Consider the following 20,942-nt stretch of genomic DNA (forward strand, 5'->3'; position numbering starts at 1 on the left):
CAAGGGTTGCCGTCGTGACGGCGCGTGCGGTTTCACGCTCACGCGCCGCGGCGATGACGGGTAGCGGGTTTCAGGCAGGGCGATGGAGGTCATGAACGACCGGTCCATCGCCGTTATTAATGAGTGAGTAATCATTCATTTTGTGGTTTCACTACGATCAAGGAGTGGAAAAATGTCGAAAGTCTGGCTGGTAACAGGGGCCGCGCGCGGCCTGGGGCGAGCGATTTCGGAAGCCGTGCTGGCGGCGGGCGACCGGCTGGTGGCCGGCGCGCGCGATCCCGCGCGGCTGGCCGATCTGGCCGAGCGTCATGGCGACCGATTGCTGCCGGTCGCGCTCGACGTCACCGATGAAGCGGCGGCCGCGCAGGCCGTCGCGGCGGCGCGCGACGCGTTCGGCCGCATCGACGTGCTGGTGAACAACGCGGGCTACGGCCACACGGCGCCGTTCGAGCAGATGGGTGCCGACGATTTCCGCGACCAGATCGAAACGAACTTGTTCGGCGTGATCAACCTGACGCGTGCGGTGTTGCCGACGATGCGCGCGCAGCGTGCGGGACACATCTTCCAGGTGTCGTCGGTCGGCGGGCGCACGTCCACGGCCGGCTTGTCCGCGTATCAGGCTGCGAAGTGGGCGGTCGGCGGGTTCAGCGACGTGCTGTCGAAGGAAGTCGCGCCGTTCGGCGTGCGCGTCTGCACGCTCGAGCCGGGCGGGATGCGTACCGACTGGGCCGCGCAGGCGAAGCGCGGTGTCGACGGTCTGCTGCCTGACTATCAGCCGTCGGTCGGGAAGATTCTCGAGCTGCTCGGCGCATACGGCGGCCACGAAGTCGGCGATCCGGCGCGGATCGCGGCGCTGATCGTCGAGCTGTCGCGCCGCGAGGATGTGCCGATGCGTTTGCTGCTCGGTGGCGACGCGCTGTTCGTGTGCGAGCAGGCGGAGAAGCAGCGCGCGGAAGAGGCCGCGCAGTGGCGTGACGCGACGCTGTCGACGCAGTTTCCGGATGCGAAGCTGCCGGACGGGCTGGAGGCACTGAAGGGGCTGGAGTGAGCGCTGACATTCGCCGTGCTACCCAGGCAGCGTGAGCGGCTGACCGATGCTGGCGCATGCACCTGCGCGCCGGCATCGGTCGGCAGCGCCCATGCGATCGACGGGCGCGCCTTCGTATCAACCAACCTGTTCCACCAGCGCGTGCAATGCCTGCCCGGTTTTCGCGATCGCCGCTTGCGCCGCCTCCGCGCCCTGCGAGGTGCGTTCGACGCGCAGTTCGCGGACGTCGGTGAGGCCGATGAACCCGAGCAGATGCTTCAGATAGCCGGTCTGGTCGTCGAAGGGTGCATACGGGCCGTCGGAATAGACGCCGCCGCTGGCGGTGACCAGATAGACCTGCTTGCTTTCCAGCATCCCGGTGACGCCGCTTTCGCCATAGCGAAACGTGACCTGTGGCCAGTTCACGCGGCCGAACGGCGTGCGCGCTCAGCGCCCCAGCGCGTAGAACTCCGCATTCGGCCGCATGTTCGTCACGTTCGCGATGCGGTTGGACATGCCGAAGAACGCCGAGATCGCCATGATGTCCCACACGTCTTCTTCGACGAAACCATGCGACTTGAGCGTGTCGAAGTCTGCTTCTCCGACCAGATACGCGGCCTGCGACACCTTCATCGCGAAGTCGAGCATCGCCTTCTGCCGGGCGGTGATGTCGGCCTTGCGGTAGTTGGTGGCGACCTGGTCGGCGATCAGCGGATCCTTCGCGCGAATCCGCAGGATCGCACCGTGCGCGATGACGCAGTACTGGCACTGGTTCACGCTGCTGGTGGCCACGACGATCATCTCGCGTTCGGCCTTGCTCAGGTTGCCCGGCTTGTCCATCAGCGCGTCGTGATAAGCCATGAACGCGCGAAACTCGTCCGGACGATGCGCGAGGGTCAGGAACACGTTCGGGATGAAGCCCGACTTTTCCTGGACGGCCGCGATGCGTTCGCGAATGTCCTCGGGCAAATCGTCGAGCGCGGGCACGGGAAAGCGGCTGATGGGGGCGGTGTTTGCGGCGGTCATGAGGTCTCCTGGATAAAGTGGCACGGGCGCGCTCGATGCGCGAGCCGCCGTCCGAATAAAGCAACGCGGGTAGTCGTCAGTGGCGTCACGCGTTGACGTCGACGACGATGCGGCCGCGAACCTTGCCGCCGATCAATGCCTCGGCAAGCGGAATCACGTCGCCCAGGCCGACCTGGTGGCTGATCGTGCCCAGCTTCTCGACGTCGAGGTCGGACGCGAGCCGGCGCCATGCCTCCAGGCGATCGGCGCGCGGGCACATGACGCTGTCGATCCCGACGAGCGTCACGCCGCGCAGGATGAACGGCGCGACGGTTGCGGGGAAATCCATGCCGGCGGCCAGGCCGCAGGCCGTCACGACGCCGCGGTACCGCGTGGTCGCGCACACGTTGGCGAGCACGTGGCTGCCCGCCACGTCGACCGCGCCGGCCCATCGTTCCTTGCCCAGCGGCCGGCCGGGTTCGCTGAATTGCGACCGCTCCAGGATCTCCGCCGCGCCGAGCTGCCGCAGGTAGTCGGCATCGGCGGGGCGGCCGGTCACCGCGACGACGCGGTATCCGAGCCGCGCGAGGATAGCCGTGGCGACGCTGCCCACCCCGCCTGCCGCGCCGGTCACCACGATCTCGCCGTCGTCCGGGCGCACGCCGTGTCGCTCCAGCGCCATCACGCACAGCATCGCGGTGTAGCCCGCCGTGCCGATGGCCATCGCCTGTTGCGGCGAAAAGGCGGACGGCAGCGGCACCAGCCAGTCGCCATCGACGCGGGCTTTCTGCGCGAGGCCGCCCCAGTGCGTTTCGCCGACACCCCAGCCGTTGAGTACGACCTGGTCGCCGGGGCGATAGTCCGGGTGCGTGCTCGCTTCGACTTCCCCGACCAGATCGATGCCGGGCACCATCGGGAACTTGCGGACCACCGGACTCTTGCCGGTAATCGCCAGCCCGTCCTTGTAGTTCAGCGTCGAATAACCCACGCGCACCGTTACATTGCCCGCGGGCAACTGCGCGTCGTCCAGCGTTTGCAGCCGCGCGCGCTGGCCGGTTTCGTCCTTGTCGATCACGATGCCCTGGAACATCCCGTCCTCCTTTCTAATTTCTAGACCGATCGTCTAATTAATGGCAAAAAAATTCAGCGGCGTGGTAATCCATTGAAGAAAAACTGCGCGAACAATGCCAGCGGCCCGTCGCTGCGCTCCAGTTTCGCGCGCAGTACGGCGCCTTCCCAGCCGATCCAGAAGAATGCGGCCAGCTCGGCGGGATCGGCTGAACCGGCCAGCTCGCCGGCCTGCTGCGCGGCGGCCAGGCAATCGGCGAGGCGGCGTTGCCAGTCCTCGAACGTGGTGCGCAGGCGGGCGCGGAAACTTTCGGGCAGCGCGCCCATTTCCTGCCCGAGATTGCCGATCAGGCAGCCGCGGCTGTACGCGTAGCGGGCCATGCCGTCCCGGGCATCGTCGACGAACGCGCGGACGCGCTGCAGCGGCGAGCGTTCCGGGTCGCCGAAATGACGGTCCAGCTTGCGCGCGAAGAAGTCGGCATAGCGGTCGATCAGTTCGAGGCCGAACGCTTCCTTGCTGTCGAAGTAGTGATAGAAGGAGCCCTTGGGCACGCCCGCGCGCCCGAGAATCTCGTCGAGCCCGGTGGCCGAGAAGCCCTTCTCGGTGAGCACTTCCAGCCCGGTGCGCAACAGCATGTCCCGCGTGGCGACAAGGTCTTCGTGCTGCTTCGGTGGCCTGCCGCGACGGCGAGGCGGATCAGTTCGAACGTCCATGTGCGAATAATAGACCGTTCGTCTCAAAAATCAACGGGTCGCGTGTCGAGCGCGTTCGATGAGGTCGCTGCGGCGGGTCATGCCCGTACTAACCCTGATTAAAAAACCTTATCGCGGTGAAAAATTCCGCATCTTATTGAACTGATATCGGCTCGCTATAGTGGCTCGCTTTCCCGCACGCAGCGACACGCGTGCACACACAAACAAGCTGGAGCCCCTTAGATGACCGACGCCCGATTCACCGAGATCGAGGATCTGATGCCCGCCGCCGGCGGGTTGCGCGAGATCCGTCACCACATCCACCACCATCCCGAGCTCGCGTACGAAGAGCACGACACGGCCGCGCTCGTTGCCGAGAAGCTCGAACAGTGGGGCTGGCAGGTGACGCGCGGGGTCGGCAAGACCGGCGTGGTCGGCACGCTGTGCGTGGGCGACGGCACGCGCAGCATCGGCATCCGTGCCGACATGGATGCGCTGCCGATCATCGAGGCGACGGGGCTGTCCTATGCAAGCGGCACGCACGGCAAGATGCACGCATGCGGCCACGACGGCCACACGACGATGCTGCTCGGCGCCGCGCAGCACCTCGCGAAGACCCGCAATTTCTCCGGCACCGTGCACCTGTATTTCCAGCCGGCGGAAGAACACGGCGTCGACAGCGGCGCGAAGAAGATGATCGACGACGGCCTGTTCGAACGCTTCCCGTGCGACGCCGTGTTCGGCATGCACAACCATCCGGGCGCCGCGCCCGGCGTGTTCCTCACGCGGCGCGGCCCGTTCATGTCGGCCGGCGACAAGGCGATCATCACGATCGAAGGCGTCGGCGGCCACGCGGCCCGGCCGCACCTGACGGTCGATCCGGTGGTCGTCGCGGCGAGCATCGTGATGGCGCTGCAGACGATCGTCGCGCGCAACGTCGACCCCGCGCAGCCGGCGGTCGTCACGGTCGGCTCGATGCATGCAGGCACCGCGAACAACGTGATCCCGAACGGCGCGCGCCTCGAACTCAGCGTGCGCTCGTTCAGCCCCGACGTGCGCGCGCTGCTCAAGCGCCGCATCACGGAGCTCGCCGAAACGCAGGCGGCGAGCTACGGCGCGAGCGCGAACGTCGAGTACATCGAAGGCTATCCGGTCGTCGTCAATACGGATGCCGAAACGGATTTCGCCGCGCAGGTCGCGCGCGAACTCGTCGGCGACGCGCACGTGGTCGAGCAGACCGACCTGCTGATGGGCAGCGAGGATTTCGCGTTCATGCTGCAGCAGCGACCGGGCTCGTTCGTGCGGCTCGGCAACGGCGAAGGCGAGGACGGCTGCATGGTGCACAACCCGAAGTACGACTTCAACGATCGCAACCTGCCGATCGGCGCGGCGTACTGGACACGTCTCGTGGAGCGTTACCTCGGGCAGTGAGCGTGGCGGCGGAGGGCGGCCGGCGCTTCCGGCCGCATTGAGAGGAGACGACAACGATGCAGAAAGACCATCTCGCGCTGCACCCCGCGTCGACGGGGGCCGCCGAAACCAGCACGCCAGGCGCACCGGCCGTCACGCGGCGCGGTGCGATCGCGGCGGCCGTGATCGGCAACTGGCTGGAATTCTTCGATTTCACCGTGTACGGCTTCTTCGCGGTGCTGATCGGCAAGCTGTTCTTCCCGTCGAGCGACCCGACCACGTCGCTGCTGCTGTCGGTCGCGACGTTCGCGGCCGGCTTCTTCACGCGGCCGCTCGGCAGCGTCGTGCTCGGCGTCTACGCGGACCGCAAGGGGCGCAAGGCCGCGCTGAACCTGACGATCATGCTGATGGCGCTCGGCACCGGCCTGATCGCGATCGCACCGACCTATGCGCAGGTCGGCGTGGCCGCGCCGCTGCTGGTCGTGTTCGCGCGGCTGCTGCAGGGCTTCTCGCAGGGCGGCGAATTCGGCGCGGCGACGTCGACGCTGCTCGAACAGGGCGGCACGTCGCGCCGCGCATTCCGCGCGAGCTGGCAGCTCGCGACGCAGGGCGGCGCCGCGCTGATGGGCTCGGGCTTCGCGGCGCTGCTGTCGAACACGATGACGAAGGATGCGCTCGAAAGCTGGGGCTGGCGGCTGCCGTTCCTCGTCGGTGTGCTGATCGCGCCGGTCGGCATGTATCTGCGCCGCCGGCTCGCCGACGATGCGCCTGGCGACCGCCATCACGGCATCGAGCGCGGCGTGCTGCACGAGCTGTTCTCGAAGCACACGCGCACGGTGGTGCTGCTGTTGCTCACGGTGATGGGCGGCACGGTGTCGACCTACATCCTGACGTTCTACATGCCGACCTATGCGATCCACACGCTCGGCCTGCCGATGAAGCTGTCGATGTTCGTCGGCGTCGCGTCAGGCTGTGTGATGTTGGTCACGTGCCCGCTGTTCGGCTGGCTGTCGGACCGGCTCGGCAGCCGGCGCCTGCCGATCTTCGTCGGCCGTGGCGTGCTGGTCGTATTGCTGTTCCCGGCGTTCTGGCTGATGAACCATCATCCGACGCTGTCGGTGATCCTGCCGCTGACCGCGCTGATGCTGCTGTTCTATTCGCTCGGCTCGGCGTCGGAGATGGCGCTGATGTGCGAGTCGCTGCCGCGCCACGTGCGCGCGACCGGCATCTCGATCGCGTATGCGCTCGCGGTGACGATCTTCGGCGGCACCGCGCAGCTGATCGCGACCTGGCTCGTGAAGACGACCGGCAGCAAGCTTGCGCCAGCCGGCTACGTGGCCGCGTGCGTGGTGCTGTCGCTGGTCGCGGTGGCGATGCTGCGCGAGACGGCGCAGGACGCGATCGACTGACGTGCGGCGCGGCGGGCGGCTCGCGGCAATCCGCGCTTACCGCCCGCGCACCACCCTCAGATATGACGCGAGCATCGTCGCGAGTTCCTGTGCGGCCGGCGTCAGCGGCACGGCCGCGCGCTGCAGCAGGCAGATGTCCTGCGATTCGGCCTGTTCGCGCACCGGCACCTTCGCGAGCGCGCCGGCAAACGGCCCGTGCCGCGTGATCGCTTCGGTTTCGAGCGCCAGGGAATCGGTCTGCGTAACGAGCTGCAGCGTCTCGAACATCCCTTCGACGGTGGCGAGAATCTTCGGCGGCGGCAGGCCGTGCACGTCGAAGTACGCGAGCAGCCGGTTGACGACGGGGTCGGCGCTCAGGTTCGGCGAGCGCGTCGACACCCATGCGTAGTCGGCCAGTTCGGCGAGCGATTGCGCATGCATCGCCGGATGCCCGTTGCGGCACACGACCACGGGCGCGGAAGCACGCAGCGGCGTGACCGCGAGATCGGTCGTGTCGGTCTGCTTCGCGACGAGCGCGATCGCGAAATCGACCGCGCTTTCCCGCAGCCAGGCGATCATCATCCGCGACGTGCCGGTGCGCAGATGCACGTCGACCTTGTCGAAGCGCGCGCGGAACGCACTCAGCACGGGCGCGAACGCGTCGATCAGCGGTTCGGCCACTAGGCCGAGCGTGACGGTGCCTTCGTACGCGCCGCTCAGTTGCCGGATTTCCCGCTCGACCTGTTCGCATTCGCCGAGGATCGAACCGGAGCGCGCGAGTAGCCGCTGGCCGACGGCCGTCGGCACGATCCCGCGATTGGTGCGCGTGAACAGCGTCGCGCCGAGCGTCGCCTCGAGGCTCTGCAGCTGCTGCGTGACGCCGCTCTGTGCGAGATCGAGCGCGCGTGCGGCGGCGCGCAGGCTGCCGTGCTCGACGACGGCCTGGAAGATGCGGAGCTGGGAGAGCGTGAACGCCATGGGCAAGTTCGGGGCCGGTGATCGGGAAAAGTGATCATGATAAGGCCGCGGGCGATTCCGGCGGCGGCGCGTGCGCACTACGATCGCAGGCAGTCCGGCTCGTGCCGTTTGCCCATCGTCCCGTCCTTCGTCGACCATGAAACGCACCTTCCTTCCGCTTGTCTCCTTATGCCTTGCGTTCGCGGCCGGCGTCGCGCACGCACTCGATGCGCGCCCCGTGCGCCTTGGCATCGATCCGACCTATCCGCCGATGGATTCGAAGGCGCCCGACGGCAGCCTGAAGGGCTTCGACGTCGATCTCGGCAACGAGATCTGCCGCCGCGCGCAGTTGCGCTGCCAGTGGGTCGAGCTCGAATTCTCCGGGATGATTCCGGCGCTGCAGGCGCGCAAGATCGACGCGATCCTGTCGTCGATGGCGATCACCGAGAAGCGCGAGAAGCAGATCCTGTTCTCGTCGAAACTGTTCCGCTTCAAGTCGCGGCTCGTCGCACGGCCCGGGAGCGGCGTCGACAGCACGACCGCATCGTTGGCCGGCAAGCGCGTCGGCGTGCAGTCGGGCACGCAGTTCGAATCGTGGGCGCTCGCGCACTGGGCGCCGGCCGGCGTCAGCGTGGTGCCGTACAAGAGCCAGGACGACGTGTTCGCCGATCTCGTCAACGGCCGCCTCGACGCGGCGCTGCTCGGCACCGTGGAAGCCGACTACGGCTTCCTGCGCACGCCGAAGGGCAAGGGCTTCGCGTTCGTCGGCGCACCGCTCGACATGGGCGATCGTGGCGTCGGCATCGGCATGCGGCAGTCCGATACGGCGCTCAAGGCGTCGATCGACGGCGCGATCGCGTCGATGCTGAAGGACGGCACGTACGACCGGATCGCGAAGCAGTATTTCGACTTCAACCCGTACGGCGACTGAGCGTCGAGTCTCTCCGCCGTTCCCCCCCCCTTTTTTTGTCTTCATTTCGTTCGAGATCATCAATGCAGATTCGCACCACGCCGCTCCTGTCGCCGTCGATCGGCACGCAGCGCACGCTGACGAGCTTTCATTTCGGGCCGGCTGACGCCGGCCGCAAGATCTACCTCCAGGCCGCGCTGCACGCGGACGAGACGCCCGCGATGCTCGCGGCGTTCGTGCTGAAGCAGCGTCTCGCGCAGCTCGATGCCGAAGGCCGGCTCGCGGCCGAGATCGTGCTCGTGCCGGTCGCGAACCCGGTCGGTCTCAATCACCATCTGTTCGGGCATTTCATCGGTCGTTTCGACCTCGCGAGCGGCCGCAATTTCAATCGCGGCTTCCTGCCGCTCGCGGAAATCGCCGCGCGTGCGCGCGACAGGCTCGGCGACGACGGCGAACGCAATCGCGCGATCGTGCGCGAATGCGTGGGCGCGGCGCTCGACGAGATCGCACCGCGCACCGAGTTCGACGCGCTGCAGCTCGCGCTGCTGAAGCTGTCGCTCGACGCCGAGGTCGTGATCGACCTGCATTGTTCGCTCGAAGCGGTGATGCACGTGTACACGAGCGATACCGCATGGCCGGAAGTCGAGCCGCTCGCGCGTTATCTTGGCTCGGAGGTGTCGCTGCTCGCCGAGGATTCGGGCGGGCACGCGTTCGACGATGCGCATCATCTGCTGTGGTCGCAGTTGCGGCAGCACTTGCCGGCGGGCACGCCGATGGCGGCCGGTACCGTGGCCGTGACGGTCGAGTGCCGCGGCCAGCGCGACGTGACGTACGAATACGCGGAGCGCGATGCCGATGCGCTCGTCGACTATCTCGTATGGCGCGGTGCGGTGCACGGCGAACGCAAGCCGTTACCGCCGCTCGCCGCGCCGGCCACGCCGCTCGCGGGCAGCGAGCAGTTCTATGCTCCGGTGAGCGGAATACTCGTGCACCGCGCGGCGATCGGCGCGACGATCCGCGCCGGCGATCCGCTGTTCGACATCGTCGATCCGCTGACGGATGCGATCACGACGATCTCGAGCGGGACCGACGGCGTGTTCTACATGCGTCGCGCGATTCGGTTCGTGACGGCCGGCGCGCCGCTCGGCCGCGTGACGGGCACGGTGCCGGTGCGCAAGGGGATGTTGCTCGGCGCGTGAGCGGCGCGGTGTCCTACCGGTGTGCGACGCAGTTTCGTTCTTGTCAAATTGACCGTGTTTCCGTGCGTCACTAAATTGTGCGGCGCGGGGTTCGCTCCGTGTTCCGTGAGAAGAACGTTGTAACCAAGTGGAGTTGATACGGGCAGCCCTGGGCTGCCCGTTTTTTTTCGGGGCGTCTACGGCAACGCACTGTGGCGAAGGTCGTGAAACAGGTCGTAGACGAGCGTGCGCAACCACTGATGCCCTTCGTCGCGCTGGTAGCGTTCATGCCAGAACTGAGCGATGTCGGCCGGCGCCGTGTCGAACGGCAACGGTACGGCGCGTACGTCCTGCAGTCGCGCCAGCTCGCGGGCGAGGCGGCTCGGAATGCACGCGATGAGGTCGCTCGACGACACGATGCGTTCCAGTCCGAACGAATGTGCGAGCTGCAGCACGACATGGCGCGTGCTGCCGGCATGCGGCGACAGCGCGTAAAGCGCCGCTTCGAAGTACGCGTGGCTGCCGGCCGTGGGCGTGTAGCTCACATGGTCGGCCGCGAAGAACTGCTCGGCGGTGAGTGTCGCGCCGATCGTCGGATGGTCGTTGCGCACGAGCGCCACGTAGGTTTCGTGGAACAGCCGCTGCTGATGGAAGTTGGCATGCAGTCCGGTGAACATGCCGAGCGCGAGGTCGATCTGTCCGAGCTTCATCATCTGCTGCGCGGCATCCAGCGGCGGATCGGCCGTGACGATCCGGATGCCGGGCGCGACCTGGCGCAGGTGCGCGACGAGCGGCGGCATGAAGATCGCCTGCCCGAGATCGCTCGTGTACAGCCGGAAGGTGCGGGTCGACGTGGCCGGGTCGAATGCGCGGCCGGCCTGCAGCGCGGTGCGCAGCGATGCGAGCCCTTCGTCGACGCGTGCCGCGATCGCGTCCGCGCGCGGCGTGGGCTGCATGCCGTCGGCCGTCTTCACGAACAGCGCGTCGTCGAACAGGGTGCGCAGCCGCTTCAGCGCGTTGCTGACCGACGGCTGCGTGAGGTGCAGCGCGTCGGCCGCGCGCGTCGTGCTGCGGGTGCGGTACAGCACGTCGAACACGAGCAGCAGGTTCAGGTCGATGTTGCGCAGGTCGGGGTCGTGTTCCATCGCGTCGGTCGGTAGGCGGGCATAGATGCCGTGAATGACGGTATTCAACGCCGCAATTTAACAGGGCGCCGCGGCGCTCCTATGCTGGTTCCGATACGCCGCGCCACGGTGGCGCGGCAGCCCGGATATCACAGGAGGCAGCATGCGGGACAAGATCGCACTCGAGGAGCACTTTGCCACGCCGGACACGATCGGCGATTCCGAACACTACTTTACCGCCGACATCTGGCCAGCGCGACGCCGTCAGCTGCTCGACGTGCAGGAGGAGCGCGTCGAGCGCATGGATGCGTGCGGGATTGGCTACACGATCCTGTCGCTGAACGCACCGGCCGTCCAGGCGATCACCGACACGGGCCGCGCGATCGACGTCGCGCGGCGCGCGAACGACCTGCTGGCCGAACAGGTCGCACGCCGGCCGGACCGCTTCGGCGCGTTCGCGGCGCTGCCGCTGCAGGATCCGGACGCCGCCGCGCGCGAGCTGGCGCGTACGGTGACCGAACTCGGTTTCAAGGGCGCGCTCGTCAACGGCTTCTCGCAGATCGGCCACGCCGACAACGCGACCTACTACGACTTGCCGCAATTCCGGCCGTTCTGGGCCGAGGTCGCGCGGCTCGACGTGCCGTTCTACCTGCACCCGCGCAATCCGCTGCCGAGCCAGCAGCTGGCGATCGAAGGCCATCCGTGGCTGATGGGGCCGGCGTGGGAGTTTTCACGCGAAACGGGTGTGCACGCGCTTCGCCTGATCGGCAGCGGCCTGTTCGACGAGTACCCGAACCTGGCCGTGATCCTCGGTCATCTCGGCGAGCTTGCGCTGCACAACATCTGGCGCACGTCGCACTGGGCATCCCCGAACGGCAAGAACCCGATGGGCGTGAAGGCGAAGCGATCCTTCATCGATACGTTCCGCGCGCATTTCTACGTCACGACGAGCGGCAATTTCCGCACGATCGCGATGCGCAATGCGATCGACGAGATCGGCAGCGACCGCGTGCTGTTCTCGGCTGACTATCCGTTCGAATCGATGGAGGAGGCGAGCGCGTGGTTCGATGGCGCGGAGATCGGCGACAACGACCGGGAGAAGATCGGGCGGGACAACGCGAAGCGGCTGTTCCGGCTGGACTGAGCGGAGCGGGTGCCGCCGATTCGTCGGAACAATCCGGCGATTCGTGGCGGCGCGTGGTTCGACGGCATCGATTCGAATTCGCAGTACGAACGAGTCATTGATATTGAACGGGACGATCGGCAACGGCCGCAGCAGACGAGCGTGCCGCATCGTCCGCCGTACCTGATGCACAGGACCGGCGCGGGCCGTCCGGCCAGGATAAGACGAAGGAGACACCCTCGTGCAACCTACTCCCGCATTCGATGTGCAGCGCTGGATCGACGCGCTGCCGTTCTCACGTTTTCAGCTGGCGATTGCCTTGCAGTGCTTTGCCGTGGTCGCGCTCGACGGGCTCGACACCGCGCTGATCGGGTTCGTGGTGCCCGCATTGCGCAGCGACTGGCATGCCGGCACGACCGGCATCACGCTGCTGCTGGCGTCCGGGCTGGTCGGCCTCGCGGTCGGCGCGTTCTTCGCCGGGCCGCTCGGCGACCGGCTCGGCCGCAAGCGCCTGCTGGTCGGCTCGGTACTGTCGTTCGGCCTGTTCAGCACGTTGTGTGCGGTCACACCTGAGATTCATTCGCTCACGGCGCTGCGTTTCCTGACCGGCGTCGGCCTCGGAGCGGCGATGCCGAACGCGATCGCGATGACGTCCGAGTACAGCCCGCGCGCGCGCCGCGCGCTGGTCGTCACGACGATGTTCTGCGGCTTCACGTTCGGCTCCGCGGCGGCGGGGTTCATCGCCGCACACGTGATTCCGCGTTACGGCTGGCATGCGATGTTCGTCATCGGCGGCGTGCTGCCGATTGCGCTCGGGTTCGTGATGCTCGCCGCGCTGCCCGAATCAATCCGCTTCCTGATTCATCGACGCGCGCCGGCCGCGCAGGTCGCGGCCGTGTTGCGCCGCATGTCGCCCGATGCGCCTGATGCATGTGATGGCGCGCAGCGCTTCGTCGCGGACGAGCCGGCGGGCGTCGCGGCGCGCTCGCCCGTGTCGCAACTGTTCGCGCGGCCGTTGCGGTTCGGCACGGTCGCGCTGTGGTGTGCGTTCTGGATGAACCTGCTGATCGTCTATCTCGTCACCAACTGGCTGCCGAGCCTGTTTCGGGAAGCGGGCTTCGATCTCGCGCAGGCGGCGATTGTCACCGCGATGTTCCAACTGGGCGGCACGGTCGGCGCGATCCTGATCGGGCGCGCGATGGATCGCTTCAACGCTTACGCGGTGCTGGTGGCCGCCTATCTCGCCGGTGCGCTGTGCGTGTTCCTCGTCGCGTGGCGCTACGACGACCTGACGTCGCTGTGCATCGGCATCTTCGGGATCGGTTTCGGCGTCGCCGGCTCGCAAACCGGGGCCAATGCGCTCGCGGCCGATTTCTATCCGACCGGCAGCCGTGTAACGGGCGTGAGCTGGGCGCTCGGTGTCGGCCGGCTCGGCGCGATCGCGGGCTCATTCGTCGGCGCGCTGGTGATGGCGAGCGCGATGGGGCTGTCGGGCGTCTTCATGATGCTGATCGTGCCGATTGTCTGTGCCGCAGTCGCGATCGGTGCGATGGGGCAGCGTTACGGCCACGCGGGCGGCTATGCGAAAGCCGTCGAATAAGCGCGAGCGAGCGCATTCCCCATACAACGAGGAGACCCCGATGCAGACGTCGGCACGCCGCCGCCGCGCGGCGATGACTTTCGCGGTATTGAATGCGGCGGCTGCAAGCGCCGCCCATGCACAGAGCAGCGTGACGCTGTACGGCAGCCTGGATGCCGGCGTCGGGTATGTGAACAATCGCGCGGGCAGCCCGCAGGCCGCGATGCTGCAGGGCGTGATGCAGCCCGACCGCATCGGCTTTCTCGGCAACGAGGATCTTGGCGCCGACTGGCGTGCCGTGTTCCGGCTCGAGAACGGCTTCGCGACCAACACGGGCGCGATGATGCGCAGCGGCACGCTGTTCAACCGGCAGGCGTACGTCGGGCTGTCGTCGGAGCGGGCCGGAACGATCACGCTCGGCCAGCAGACCGCGTTCAACTACGACTGGCTCGCGCCGATGGGCAACGGCTTTCAGTCGTCGAACCTGCTCGCGGCCCACCCGGGCAACCTCGACGGGCTCGTCGAAACGACGTCGGCGCAGGAGAGCAACGTCGTGAAGTACCGTTCGCCTGCGCTGTACGGGTTGAGGGTCGGGTTGCTGCTCGGACTCGGCGGCGTGCCAGGCAATTTTTCGAGCGGACGTATCGCGGGGGCGGGGATCGATTACGTGAACGGATCGTTCGGGCTCGCCGCGGCTTACGTCAACGAACACGACCGCGCGCTCGGCCCGATGCTCGGTGATACGACCGCGGGCCTCGGCCTGTCGACTTTCCAGGGGCGCCCGGCACTGTCGTACGTGGCGGACAAGATCGAGAACGCGGGCATCGGCGCACGCTACGACTGGGGCAACGTGCGGCTGCACGCGCTGTACACCTACGTGCGGCTGAGGGCCGGCGCGCGGGCGGATTCGTATCGCACGTTCGACGCCGGCGCCACGTGGCAGGCGACGCCGGCCAATGCGGTGGCCGGCGGGATGTCGACGACGTCGTTCATCGGCCGCCGCTATCTGTCAGCTTCGCTCGGGGACGTATATGCGTTGTCGAAGCGCACGCAAGTGTACCTGCATGCGGTTGCGCAGCAGGCGACGGGAAGTGCGGCGGCGCGCGCCGCGATCTTCGCGATCGGCGCGTCGGGCACGCAGCGGCAGCTCGCGATCGTGGCCGGGATTCATCATCTGTTTTGAGGGGGGGCTAGTTGCGATCGAGGGTGGGTATCCGGCGCTCACTCAACCGCGTGTTGCCTCCCGTTCTAATACCGTGTGTCCCACCTGCTGAACATGCGGAACGTGACGCTGATGTGTTCGCCGAGGTGGCGTGAGTCGCGGCAAGCGCGCGCCGCTCGACTGCGTGACGCGCACGGTGCTGGCGCGAACGAGTACGGTGCTTGGCGTGTGAGCGGTATGGTGTCCTACAGGTGCAGCGCAATTTCGTTCGTGTCAGATAGACCGGGTCTTGCCCCGTCACTAAATTGTGTGGCGCGGTCACCTTCGTGTTCCGCGGAGGTGACCGCATGGGCGGCAGGACGCTTTGTATGACAACCGCGAAGAGAGCAGTCGAGCCGGCCGGCTATGCCGGCGTCCATAGTGGCATTGTCGAATTGCTCGAGGCCGCGCGCCATGCGGCGGCCCGCAAAGTCAATGCGCTGATGACGGCGAGCTATTGGGAAATTGGTCGCCGCATCGTCGAGGCCGAGCAGCAGGGGCGGCGGCGAGCAGGATACGGCGAGCAGTTGATCGAGCGGCTGGCGAGCGACCTCACTGGACGGTTCGGTCGCGGTTTCAGTCGCCAGAACTTGCAGCAGATGCGGTCGTTCTTCCTGACTTGGCCAATTCGCCAGACAGTGTCTGGCGAATTTTCCCCGGCACCGGTACACCCGACGAGGCTCGACGAACTGGCGCAGTGTTTCACGCTGCCGTGGTCGGCCTATGTTCGGCTGCTGTCAGTGAAGGACGATCAGGCCCGTCGGTTCTACGAGACCGAAGCCCTGCGGGGTGGATGGAGCGTGCGCCAGCTCGACAGGCAGATCGGCAGCCAGTTCTACGAACGCACGGCGCTGTCCCGGGACAAGGCCGCGATGCTGGTTAAGGGCGAGAAAGGCAAGCCGGAGGACACCGTCACGCCCGGCGACGCGATCAAGGACCCTTATGTGCTGGAATTTCTGGACCTCAAGGACGAGTACTCGGAGTCCGACCTCGAAAGTGCGCTGATCGAGCGGCTGGAAGATCTTCTGATCGAGCTTGGCGAGGGGTTTGCCTTTGTCGGGCGTCAGCGCCGGTTGCGTATCGACCAGACCTGGTATCGGGTGGACTTGCTGTTCTTCCATCGCCGGCTGCGCTGTCTTGTCATCGTCGACTTGAAGCTCGGCAGCCTGACCCATGCGGACGTGGGCCAGATGCACCTGTATTGCAACTACGCCAAGGCGCACTGGACGCTTCCGGACGAGAACCCGCCGGTGGGCCTGATCCTCTGCGCCGACAAGGGGCATGCACTTGCGCGGTATGCGCTGGAGGGCTTGCCCACCAAGGTCATGGCAGCAAACTATCGAACCATGCTGCCGGATGCCGACTTGTTGCAACGAGAATTGGAGAACACACGGCGCATGCTGGAGTCTCGCGTCAGGCCGTTGCGGCGATAGTGGCGCGCTCCGATGCGGCCAGGCCGTGTTGGCCTGGTGGAGGGTATCGATCCGCATCGAAACGCCATCTTTGCGGGCTCGGCGCTGACGACGATGCCGGTCGGCGGTGCCGCTTCGCCCATGTCGAAGAACCAGCGGGGCGGCAACGGCTTCATCGTCACCGAGCGTGACAGCTTGTACTCACCCCCGCCGTGCCACCAGCTCCGACACTGTCTGCGCGGCCTGCTGCAGCGGCCCGAGAAACTCCTTCACCATCTGCTTCGCGGTATGCCGTTGCGCGTTGCCGCTGATGTTCATCGCCGCGATGATCTGCCCGCGCCGGTTGCGGATCGGGGCGGACAACGACATCAGCCCCACTTCGAGTTCCTGGTCGACCACGGCCCAGCCCTGCTGGCGCACCTGTGCGATCGCCGCCTTCAGTTCGCCGAGGTCGGTGATCGTGCGCGGCGTGTGCGCGCGGATGCCGCTTTGTGCGAGTGTTTCGTCGAGTGCGGCATCGTCGAGCGCGGACAGCAGCACGCGGCCCATCGACGTGCAGTACGCGGGCAGCCGGCTGCCGATCGACAGGTTGATCGTCATGATCTTGCGGGTCGGCACGCGCAGCACGTAGACGATCTCGGTGCGGTCGAGCACGGCCGCCGAGCAGCTTTCGTGGATCTGCGCGGACAGCTGCTCCATGACGGGATCGGCGAGATTCCAGAACGGCATCGACGTCAGGTACGCGAAGCCGAGCTCGAGGATCTTCGGCGTGAGCCGGAACAGCCGGCCGTCGGCCTCGACGTAGCCGAGCGTCTGCAGCGTAAGCAGGATCCGGCGCGCGCCCGCGCGCGTGAGCCCGGTGGCCGAGGCGACCTCGGTGAGCGTCTGCTCCGGACGGGCCGCGTCGAACGCGCGGATCACCGCGAGGCCGCGCGCGAACGACTGGACATAGGAGTCGCCGGGTTTCGTCTGAGTGTCTTCGGTTGTCATGAGCGATGGGAATATCGTGCAGCCGAGAAGATAGCGCATGGGGCCTGACACGCCAACCGCCCGGTGGACCGGGCGCTTGACAGGTCGTCCCCGCACTCCCTATGATGCGTTGAACGTTCGATACACGATCTTATGTTCGTATATAGAACATTTAAGCGCATCCCGGCGGGCAATGCAAGGGGCGCGCCCTGTTCATTTCCCAGCCTTGCATGTGGCCGAAGCCGGCGCCCGCGCGCCCGCGAAGGCTGACAGGAGACACTGATGACCGAAGCTTTTCTGTGTGATGCGATCCGTACGCCGATCGGGCGTTACGGCGGTGCACTGTCCGGCGTGCGCGCCGACGACCTGGGCGCGGTGCCGCTCAAGGCGCTCGTCGAGCGCAACCGCGACGTCGACTGGACGGCGATCGACGACGTGATCTACGGCTGCGCGAACCAGGCCGGCGAGGACAACCGTAACGTCGCGCGCATGTCGGCGCTGCTCGCCGGGCTGCCGCAGGGCGTGCCGGGTTCGACGATCAACCGCCTGTGCGGTTCCGGGATGGATGCGGTGGGCGTGGCCGCCCGTGCGATCAAGTCCGGCGAGGCCGCGCTGATGATCGCGGGCGGCGTCGAGAGCATGACGCGCGCGCCGTTCGTGATGGGCAAGGCCGCGAGCGCGTTCGCGCGCCAGGCCGACATCTACGATACGACGATCGGCTGGCGCTTCGTCAATCCGCTGATGAAACAGCTGCACGGCGTCGATTCGATGCCCGAGACGGCCGAGAACGTCGCGGTCGACTACAACATCAGCCGCGCCGACCAGGATCTGTTCGCGCTGCGCAGCCAGCAGAAGGCCGCGCGTGCGCAGCAGGACGGCACGCTCGCCGAGGAAATCGTGTCGGTCGCGATTCCGCAGAAGAAGGGCGATCCGGTGATCGTGTCGCGCGACGAGCATCCGCGCGAGACGTCGCTTGAAACGCTGGCCAAGCTCAAGGGTGTCGTGCGCCCGGACGGCTCGGTGACGGCCGGCAACGCGTCGGGCGTCAACGACGGCGCCGCCGCGCTGCTGCTCGCGAACGAAGCAACCGCGAAGCGCTTCGGCCTGACGCCGCGCGCCCGCGTGCTGGGCATCGCGACGGCCGGCGTCGCACCGCGCGTGATGGGCATCGGCCCCGCGCCGGCCACGCAGAAGCTGCTCGCCCGGCTCGGGATGACGATCGACCAGTTCGACGTGATCGAGCTGAACGAGGCGTTCGCCTCGCAAGGTCTCGCGGTGCTGCGAATGCTCGGCGTCGCCGACGACGATCCGCGCGTGAACCCGAACGGCGGCGCGATTGCACTGGGCCATCCGCTCGGCGCATCGGGTGCGCGTCTCGTGACGACCGCGATGTACCAGCTGCATCGCACGAACGGCCGCTTTGCGCTGTGCACGATGTGCATCGGCGTCGGCCAGGGCATCGCGATCGCGATCGAACGCGTCTGATCCGCGTCTCGCGGCGAAGCGGCACGGTTACCGCTTCGCCATATACGAAACGATGCGCGGCACGAGGATTCTCGTGCCGCGCATTGTCGTTAACCGGCCTGCGACAACTGCGCGAGGCGCGCCTCGAGCGCGTCGATCTCGGTGTCCGCGAACACTTCGATGCCGTGCTCGCGCAGCAATGCCGCCGTGACACCGGCGCCCGCGTGCCGCCGGTTCTCGAAGCTCCCGTCATAAATGAACGTGCTGCCGCACGACGGACTGCCGTCGGCCAGGATCGCGAAGCGGCAATCGTGCGTGCGCGCGAGTGCCAGTGCGGTGTGCGCACCCGATACGAACGGCGCCGTCACGTCCGTTCCGTTCACGTCGACGATGCGCGCGGCGCCCGACAGCACTCGCTGCCCCGATTCGCCGCCGGCGATTTCGGCGGGCGGGCGCGGCACGCTGAAGCCGCCGGCCAGTTCGGGGCAGACGGGCACGAGGCACCCTTCGCGTTGCCACCGTTCGAGCGCGTCGTGCGCGGCAGTCTTGGCCGAGCCGTTGTAACGGACCGGATGACCGACCACGCACATGCTGACGAGGATCTTCGGCATGGCTGGCGGCTGCGCTTCGTTCTGCAATTTCGCTCTCCGTGATGCCGCGATGGCCGATGGCTGATGGCTGATGGCGGCGGTGGCAAAGCGGGAAATTCTACGCGTCACCCGCGTGCCGGTGCGTCAGGCCGCCGGGCTTTCCAGATGAATGTCTTCGGGCTCGAGCGCGTACAGCGCCGGGTCGGGCGATGCGCTGACCGTGAAGCCGAGCCGCAGGTAGAAGTCGATCGTGCGCTGCGACGGTGTCGCGGATACATACAGGCGTGCGGCGCCCATCGCGCGCGCCTGCTCACGGGCCGCGCGGTAGAGCTGCTCGCCGAGCCCGCAGCCGCGCCAGTCGTGGCTCACGTGCAGGAACTTCAGCTGCAGCATGTCGCGGTGCGGGCCGAGCGGCTGGCTGTCGACGACCACCGCTGCGACGAGTCGTGCGCCGTCGAACATGCCGACGCACCAGCCGCCGCGATCGTGACAGTCGAGCAGGATCGGCGTGTAGTGGTCGGCTTCGCCATCCGGCCAGCCACGGACGTCGTAGAACTCGGGCACGAGATGCAGCGCGCCGTCGCGCAGCACATACAGGTGCTCGATGATCTCGCGCCGGTCGATGGTCCACACGAGCGGCACCTCGTCGCGTGCGAGCGGGCGTGGGCAAAGCGCGTCGCGTTCGGCGGCGGTGCGGCGCGTCATGCGGCCGCCCGGTGCGCGGCGATCGCATACATCAGCGGCAGGCGCGGCAGGTGATCGGGCGGCACCATCCGGTGGCCGTCCAGCTCACGCATGCCATCGAAGCCCTTCCAGCCGTTCGCATACGGATATTCGGTCAGGCGGTCGATCGCGAGCCCGGCCGACACGAGTGCGTTCACGACCTCGCCGATGCCCCACATGAACGCGTAGCTCGGATGCGGGTTCGCGAAATCGACGACGCCCGGATGGTCGTACTGCGCGCCGAGCCCCGTGCCGGATGCGGCGACGTAATCGCCGACGCCCGCCGGCTCCTCGGTCGCGTCGGTCTTGAAATAGTCGTAGCGCGGCGCCCAGTGTTCGTCGAAATACAGCGCGAACGGATGAAACTCGACCATCGCGAAACGGCCGCCCGGCGCAAGCAGCGCGGCGATCCCGCGCGCCCACGCGTTCAGGTCGGACAGCCAGCAGATCGCGCCGTACGACGTGAACACGCGATCGAAGCGCTCGCCGCGCGCGGCAGCCTCGGGCATCCAGTCGAGCACGTCGGCGCGCTCGAAACGCGCGGGCAGGCCCGCGTCGGCCGACAGTTGCCGGGCGAAGGCGATCGCTTCGTCGGAAATGTCGATGCCCGTCGCATGCGCGCCGTCGCGCACGAGACTCAGCGTGTCCTGCCCCGCGTTGCACTGCAGGTGCAGGAGCCGCAGCCCGGTGACGTTGCCGAGCAGCTCGCGTTCTTCCGGAAAGAGCGTCGAGCCGCCTTCGCGGAAAAACGCGGCCTGATCGCCTTTATGACTGTTATGCGCGACTGTCGCCCTATTCCAGGACAGCCGGTTCAGTTCGTGCCATGCCTTTTTCATTGAATTCGAATGCCGGGTGAATGGAGCGGGATAGATGGAATTGTTGCGCCGAATGCAACGACAGACGGCATTGCAATGCCGCCCGGCGGGTTCGAGCTGCGTGGCATGACAGGCGGATGAACGCGCGCGGCGATTATTTCAGAATGATTTGATCGAAATCATGGCGGCGGCAGAATTGAATATTTTACTCGAGAAAAGGGTAAGGTTTTTCCCCAATGTGCCGACAGCTAGATGAAGACCGTCGTAAAGCGATAAACCGTTTTTCGGCTACTGAGCGTGATTTCA

Annotated in this window: 20 protein-coding genes; 10 read left to right on the forward strand and 10 right to left on the reverse strand. The window is 66.9% G+C overall.

Going from position 1 to position 20,942, the window contains the following annotated elements; translation table 11 throughout:
• The first annotated feature begins 172 nt into the window (after positions 1 to 172).
• Entirely contained in the window at positions 173 to 1,048 is an 876-nt protein-coding gene (locus tag QZM67_RS11080; RefSeq protein WP_301802709.1) for an SDR family NAD(P)-dependent oxidoreductase, read from the forward strand.
• 117 nt (positions 1,049 to 1,165) lie between these two features.
• Here the strand turns inward: QZM67_RS11080 and QZM67_RS11085 are convergent, their stop codons facing one another.
• The 4 genes from QZM67_RS11085 to QZM67_RS11100 all read right to left on the reverse strand — a co-directional run bounded on the left by QZM67_RS11085 (position 1,166) and on the right by QZM67_RS11100 (position 3,814).
• Complete coding sequence (locus tag QZM67_RS11085) at positions 1,166 to 1,453, reverse strand: NAD(P)H-dependent oxidoreductase (protein WP_301802712.1); 288 nt, start codon at positions 1,451 to 1,453, stop codon at positions 1,166 to 1,168.
• Between the two features lie 21 nt (positions 1,454 to 1,474).
• On the reverse strand, positions 1,475 to 2,053 hold the full coding sequence (locus QZM67_RS11090) for a peroxidase-related enzyme (RefSeq protein WP_301802713.1): 579 nt from the start codon (positions 2,051 to 2,053) through the stop codon (positions 1,475 to 1,477).
• 85 nt (positions 2,054 to 2,138) lie between these two features.
• On the reverse strand, positions 2,139 to 3,122 hold the full coding sequence (locus QZM67_RS11095) for an MDR family oxidoreductase (RefSeq protein WP_301802715.1): 984 nt from the start codon (positions 3,120 to 3,122) through the stop codon (positions 2,139 to 2,141).
• Between the two features lie 53 nt (positions 3,123 to 3,175).
• Complete coding sequence (locus QZM67_RS11100) at positions 3,176 to 3,814, reverse strand: TetR/AcrR family transcriptional regulator (protein ID WP_301802717.1); 639 nt, start codon at positions 3,812 to 3,814, stop codon at positions 3,176 to 3,178.
• 222 nt (positions 3,815 to 4,036) lie between these two features.
• Here QZM67_RS11100 and QZM67_RS11105 point away from each other — a divergent pair, with 222 nt between their 5' ends.
• Complete coding sequence (locus QZM67_RS11105; RefSeq protein ID WP_175022905.1) at positions 4,037 to 5,224, forward strand: M20 aminoacylase family protein; 1,188 nt, start codon at positions 4,037 to 4,039, stop codon at positions 5,222 to 5,224.
• 56 nt (positions 5,225 to 5,280) lie between these two features.
• Positions 5,281 to 6,612, forward strand: coding sequence for an MFS transporter (locus QZM67_RS11110; RefSeq protein ID WP_301802718.1), 1,332 nt, complete (start codon positions 5,281 to 5,283; stop codon positions 6,610 to 6,612).
• Positions 6,613 to 6,648: 36 nt separating this feature from the next.
• On the opposite strand, the gene QZM67_RS11115 is transcribed toward QZM67_RS11110, so the two are convergent.
• Entirely contained in the window at positions 6,649 to 7,569 is a 921-nt protein-coding gene (locus QZM67_RS11115) for a LysR family transcriptional regulator (protein ID WP_301802719.1), read from the reverse strand.
• 136 nt (positions 7,570 to 7,705) lie between these two features.
• Between QZM67_RS11115 and QZM67_RS11120 the strand changes: the two genes are divergently transcribed.
• Positions 7,706 to 8,479 carry a transporter substrate-binding domain-containing protein gene (locus QZM67_RS11120; RefSeq protein ID WP_301802720.1) on the forward strand — a complete coding sequence of 258 codons (774 nt, stop codon included), beginning with the start codon at positions 7,706 to 7,708 and terminating at the stop codon, positions 8,477 to 8,479.
• Positions 8,480 to 8,541: 62 nt separating this feature from the next.
• Positions 8,542 to 9,657 (forward strand): succinylglutamate desuccinylase/aspartoacylase family protein, encoded by a 1,116-nt coding sequence (locus QZM67_RS11125; protein WP_301802722.1) that lies wholly within the window; start codon positions 8,542 to 8,544, stop codon positions 9,655 to 9,657.
• A 176-nt stretch (positions 9,658 to 9,833) separates the two neighbouring features.
• Here QZM67_RS11125 and QZM67_RS11130 read toward each other — a convergent pair whose 3' ends face one another.
• Positions 9,834 to 10,781: a LysR family transcriptional regulator gene (locus tag QZM67_RS11130; protein ID WP_301802723.1), complete on the reverse strand. Its 948-nt coding sequence runs from the start codon at positions 10,779 to 10,781 to the stop codon at positions 9,834 to 9,836.
• Positions 10,782 to 10,923: 142 nt separating this feature from the next.
• Between QZM67_RS11130 and QZM67_RS11135 the strand changes: the two genes are divergently transcribed.
• The 4 genes from QZM67_RS11135 (at position 10,924) to QZM67_RS11150 (ending at position 16,096) form a co-directional block, all read left to right on the forward strand.
• Positions 10,924 to 11,904 carry an amidohydrolase family protein gene (locus QZM67_RS11135; protein WP_301802726.1) on the forward strand — a complete coding sequence of 327 codons (981 nt, stop codon included), beginning with the start codon at positions 10,924 to 10,926 and terminating at the stop codon, positions 11,902 to 11,904.
• A 220-nt stretch (positions 11,905 to 12,124) separates the two neighbouring features.
• The gene (locus QZM67_RS11140; RefSeq protein ID WP_301802728.1) at positions 12,125 to 13,483 is read left to right on the forward strand and encodes an aromatic acid/H+ symport family MFS transporter; all 1,359 of its coding nucleotides are present in this window, start codon (positions 12,125 to 12,127) and stop codon (positions 13,481 to 13,483) included.
• A 40-nt stretch (positions 13,484 to 13,523) separates the two neighbouring features.
• Positions 13,524 to 14,645, forward strand: a complete 1,122-nt coding sequence (locus QZM67_RS11145) for a porin (RefSeq protein WP_301802732.1) — start codon at positions 13,524 to 13,526, stop codon at positions 14,643 to 14,645.
• A 347-nt stretch (positions 14,646 to 14,992) separates the two neighbouring features.
• Positions 14,993 to 16,096 (forward strand): YhcG family protein, encoded by a 1,104-nt coding sequence (locus QZM67_RS11150; RefSeq protein WP_301802737.1) that lies wholly within the window; start codon positions 14,993 to 14,995, stop codon positions 16,094 to 16,096.
• A 180-nt stretch (positions 16,097 to 16,276) separates the two neighbouring features.
• Here the strand turns inward: QZM67_RS11150 and QZM67_RS11155 are convergent, their stop codons facing one another.
• Positions 16,277 to 17,065: an IclR family transcriptional regulator gene (locus QZM67_RS11155; protein ID WP_043180969.1), complete on the reverse strand. Its 789-nt coding sequence runs from the start codon at positions 17,063 to 17,065 to the stop codon at positions 16,277 to 16,279.
• Positions 17,066 to 17,326: 261 nt separating this feature from the next.
• Here QZM67_RS11155 and pcaF point away from each other — a divergent pair, with 261 nt between their 5' ends.
• Entirely contained in the window at positions 17,327 to 18,529 is a 1,203-nt protein-coding gene (gene pcaF, locus QZM67_RS11160; RefSeq protein WP_301802740.1) for a 3-oxoadipyl-CoA thiolase, read from the forward strand.
• Positions 18,530 to 18,618: 89 nt separating this feature from the next.
• On the opposite strand, the gene QZM67_RS11165 is transcribed toward pcaF, so the two are convergent.
• From QZM67_RS11165 to QZM67_RS11175, 3 genes are all read right to left on the reverse strand, one after another.
• The gene (locus tag QZM67_RS11165) at positions 18,619 to 19,146 is read right to left on the reverse strand and encodes a DUF523 domain-containing protein (protein ID WP_301802744.1); all 528 of its coding nucleotides are present in this window, start codon (positions 19,144 to 19,146) and stop codon (positions 18,619 to 18,621) included.
• 96 nt (positions 19,147 to 19,242) lie between these two features.
• Complete coding sequence (locus tag QZM67_RS11170; protein WP_301802746.1) at positions 19,243 to 19,803, reverse strand: GNAT family N-acetyltransferase; 561 nt, start codon at positions 19,801 to 19,803, stop codon at positions 19,243 to 19,245.
• Entirely contained in the window at positions 19,800 to 20,657 is an 858-nt protein-coding gene (locus tag QZM67_RS11175; protein ID WP_301802747.1) for a class I SAM-dependent methyltransferase, read from the reverse strand. The genes QZM67_RS11170 and QZM67_RS11175 overlap by 4 nt, the downstream gene beginning before the upstream one ends.
• Positions 20,658 to 20,942: the final 285 nt, after the last annotated feature.

The organism is Burkholderia sp. AU45251, from assembly GCF_030482905.1.
GTDB lineage: Bacteria > Pseudomonadota > Gammaproteobacteria > Burkholderiales > Burkholderiaceae > Burkholderia > Burkholderia aenigmatica.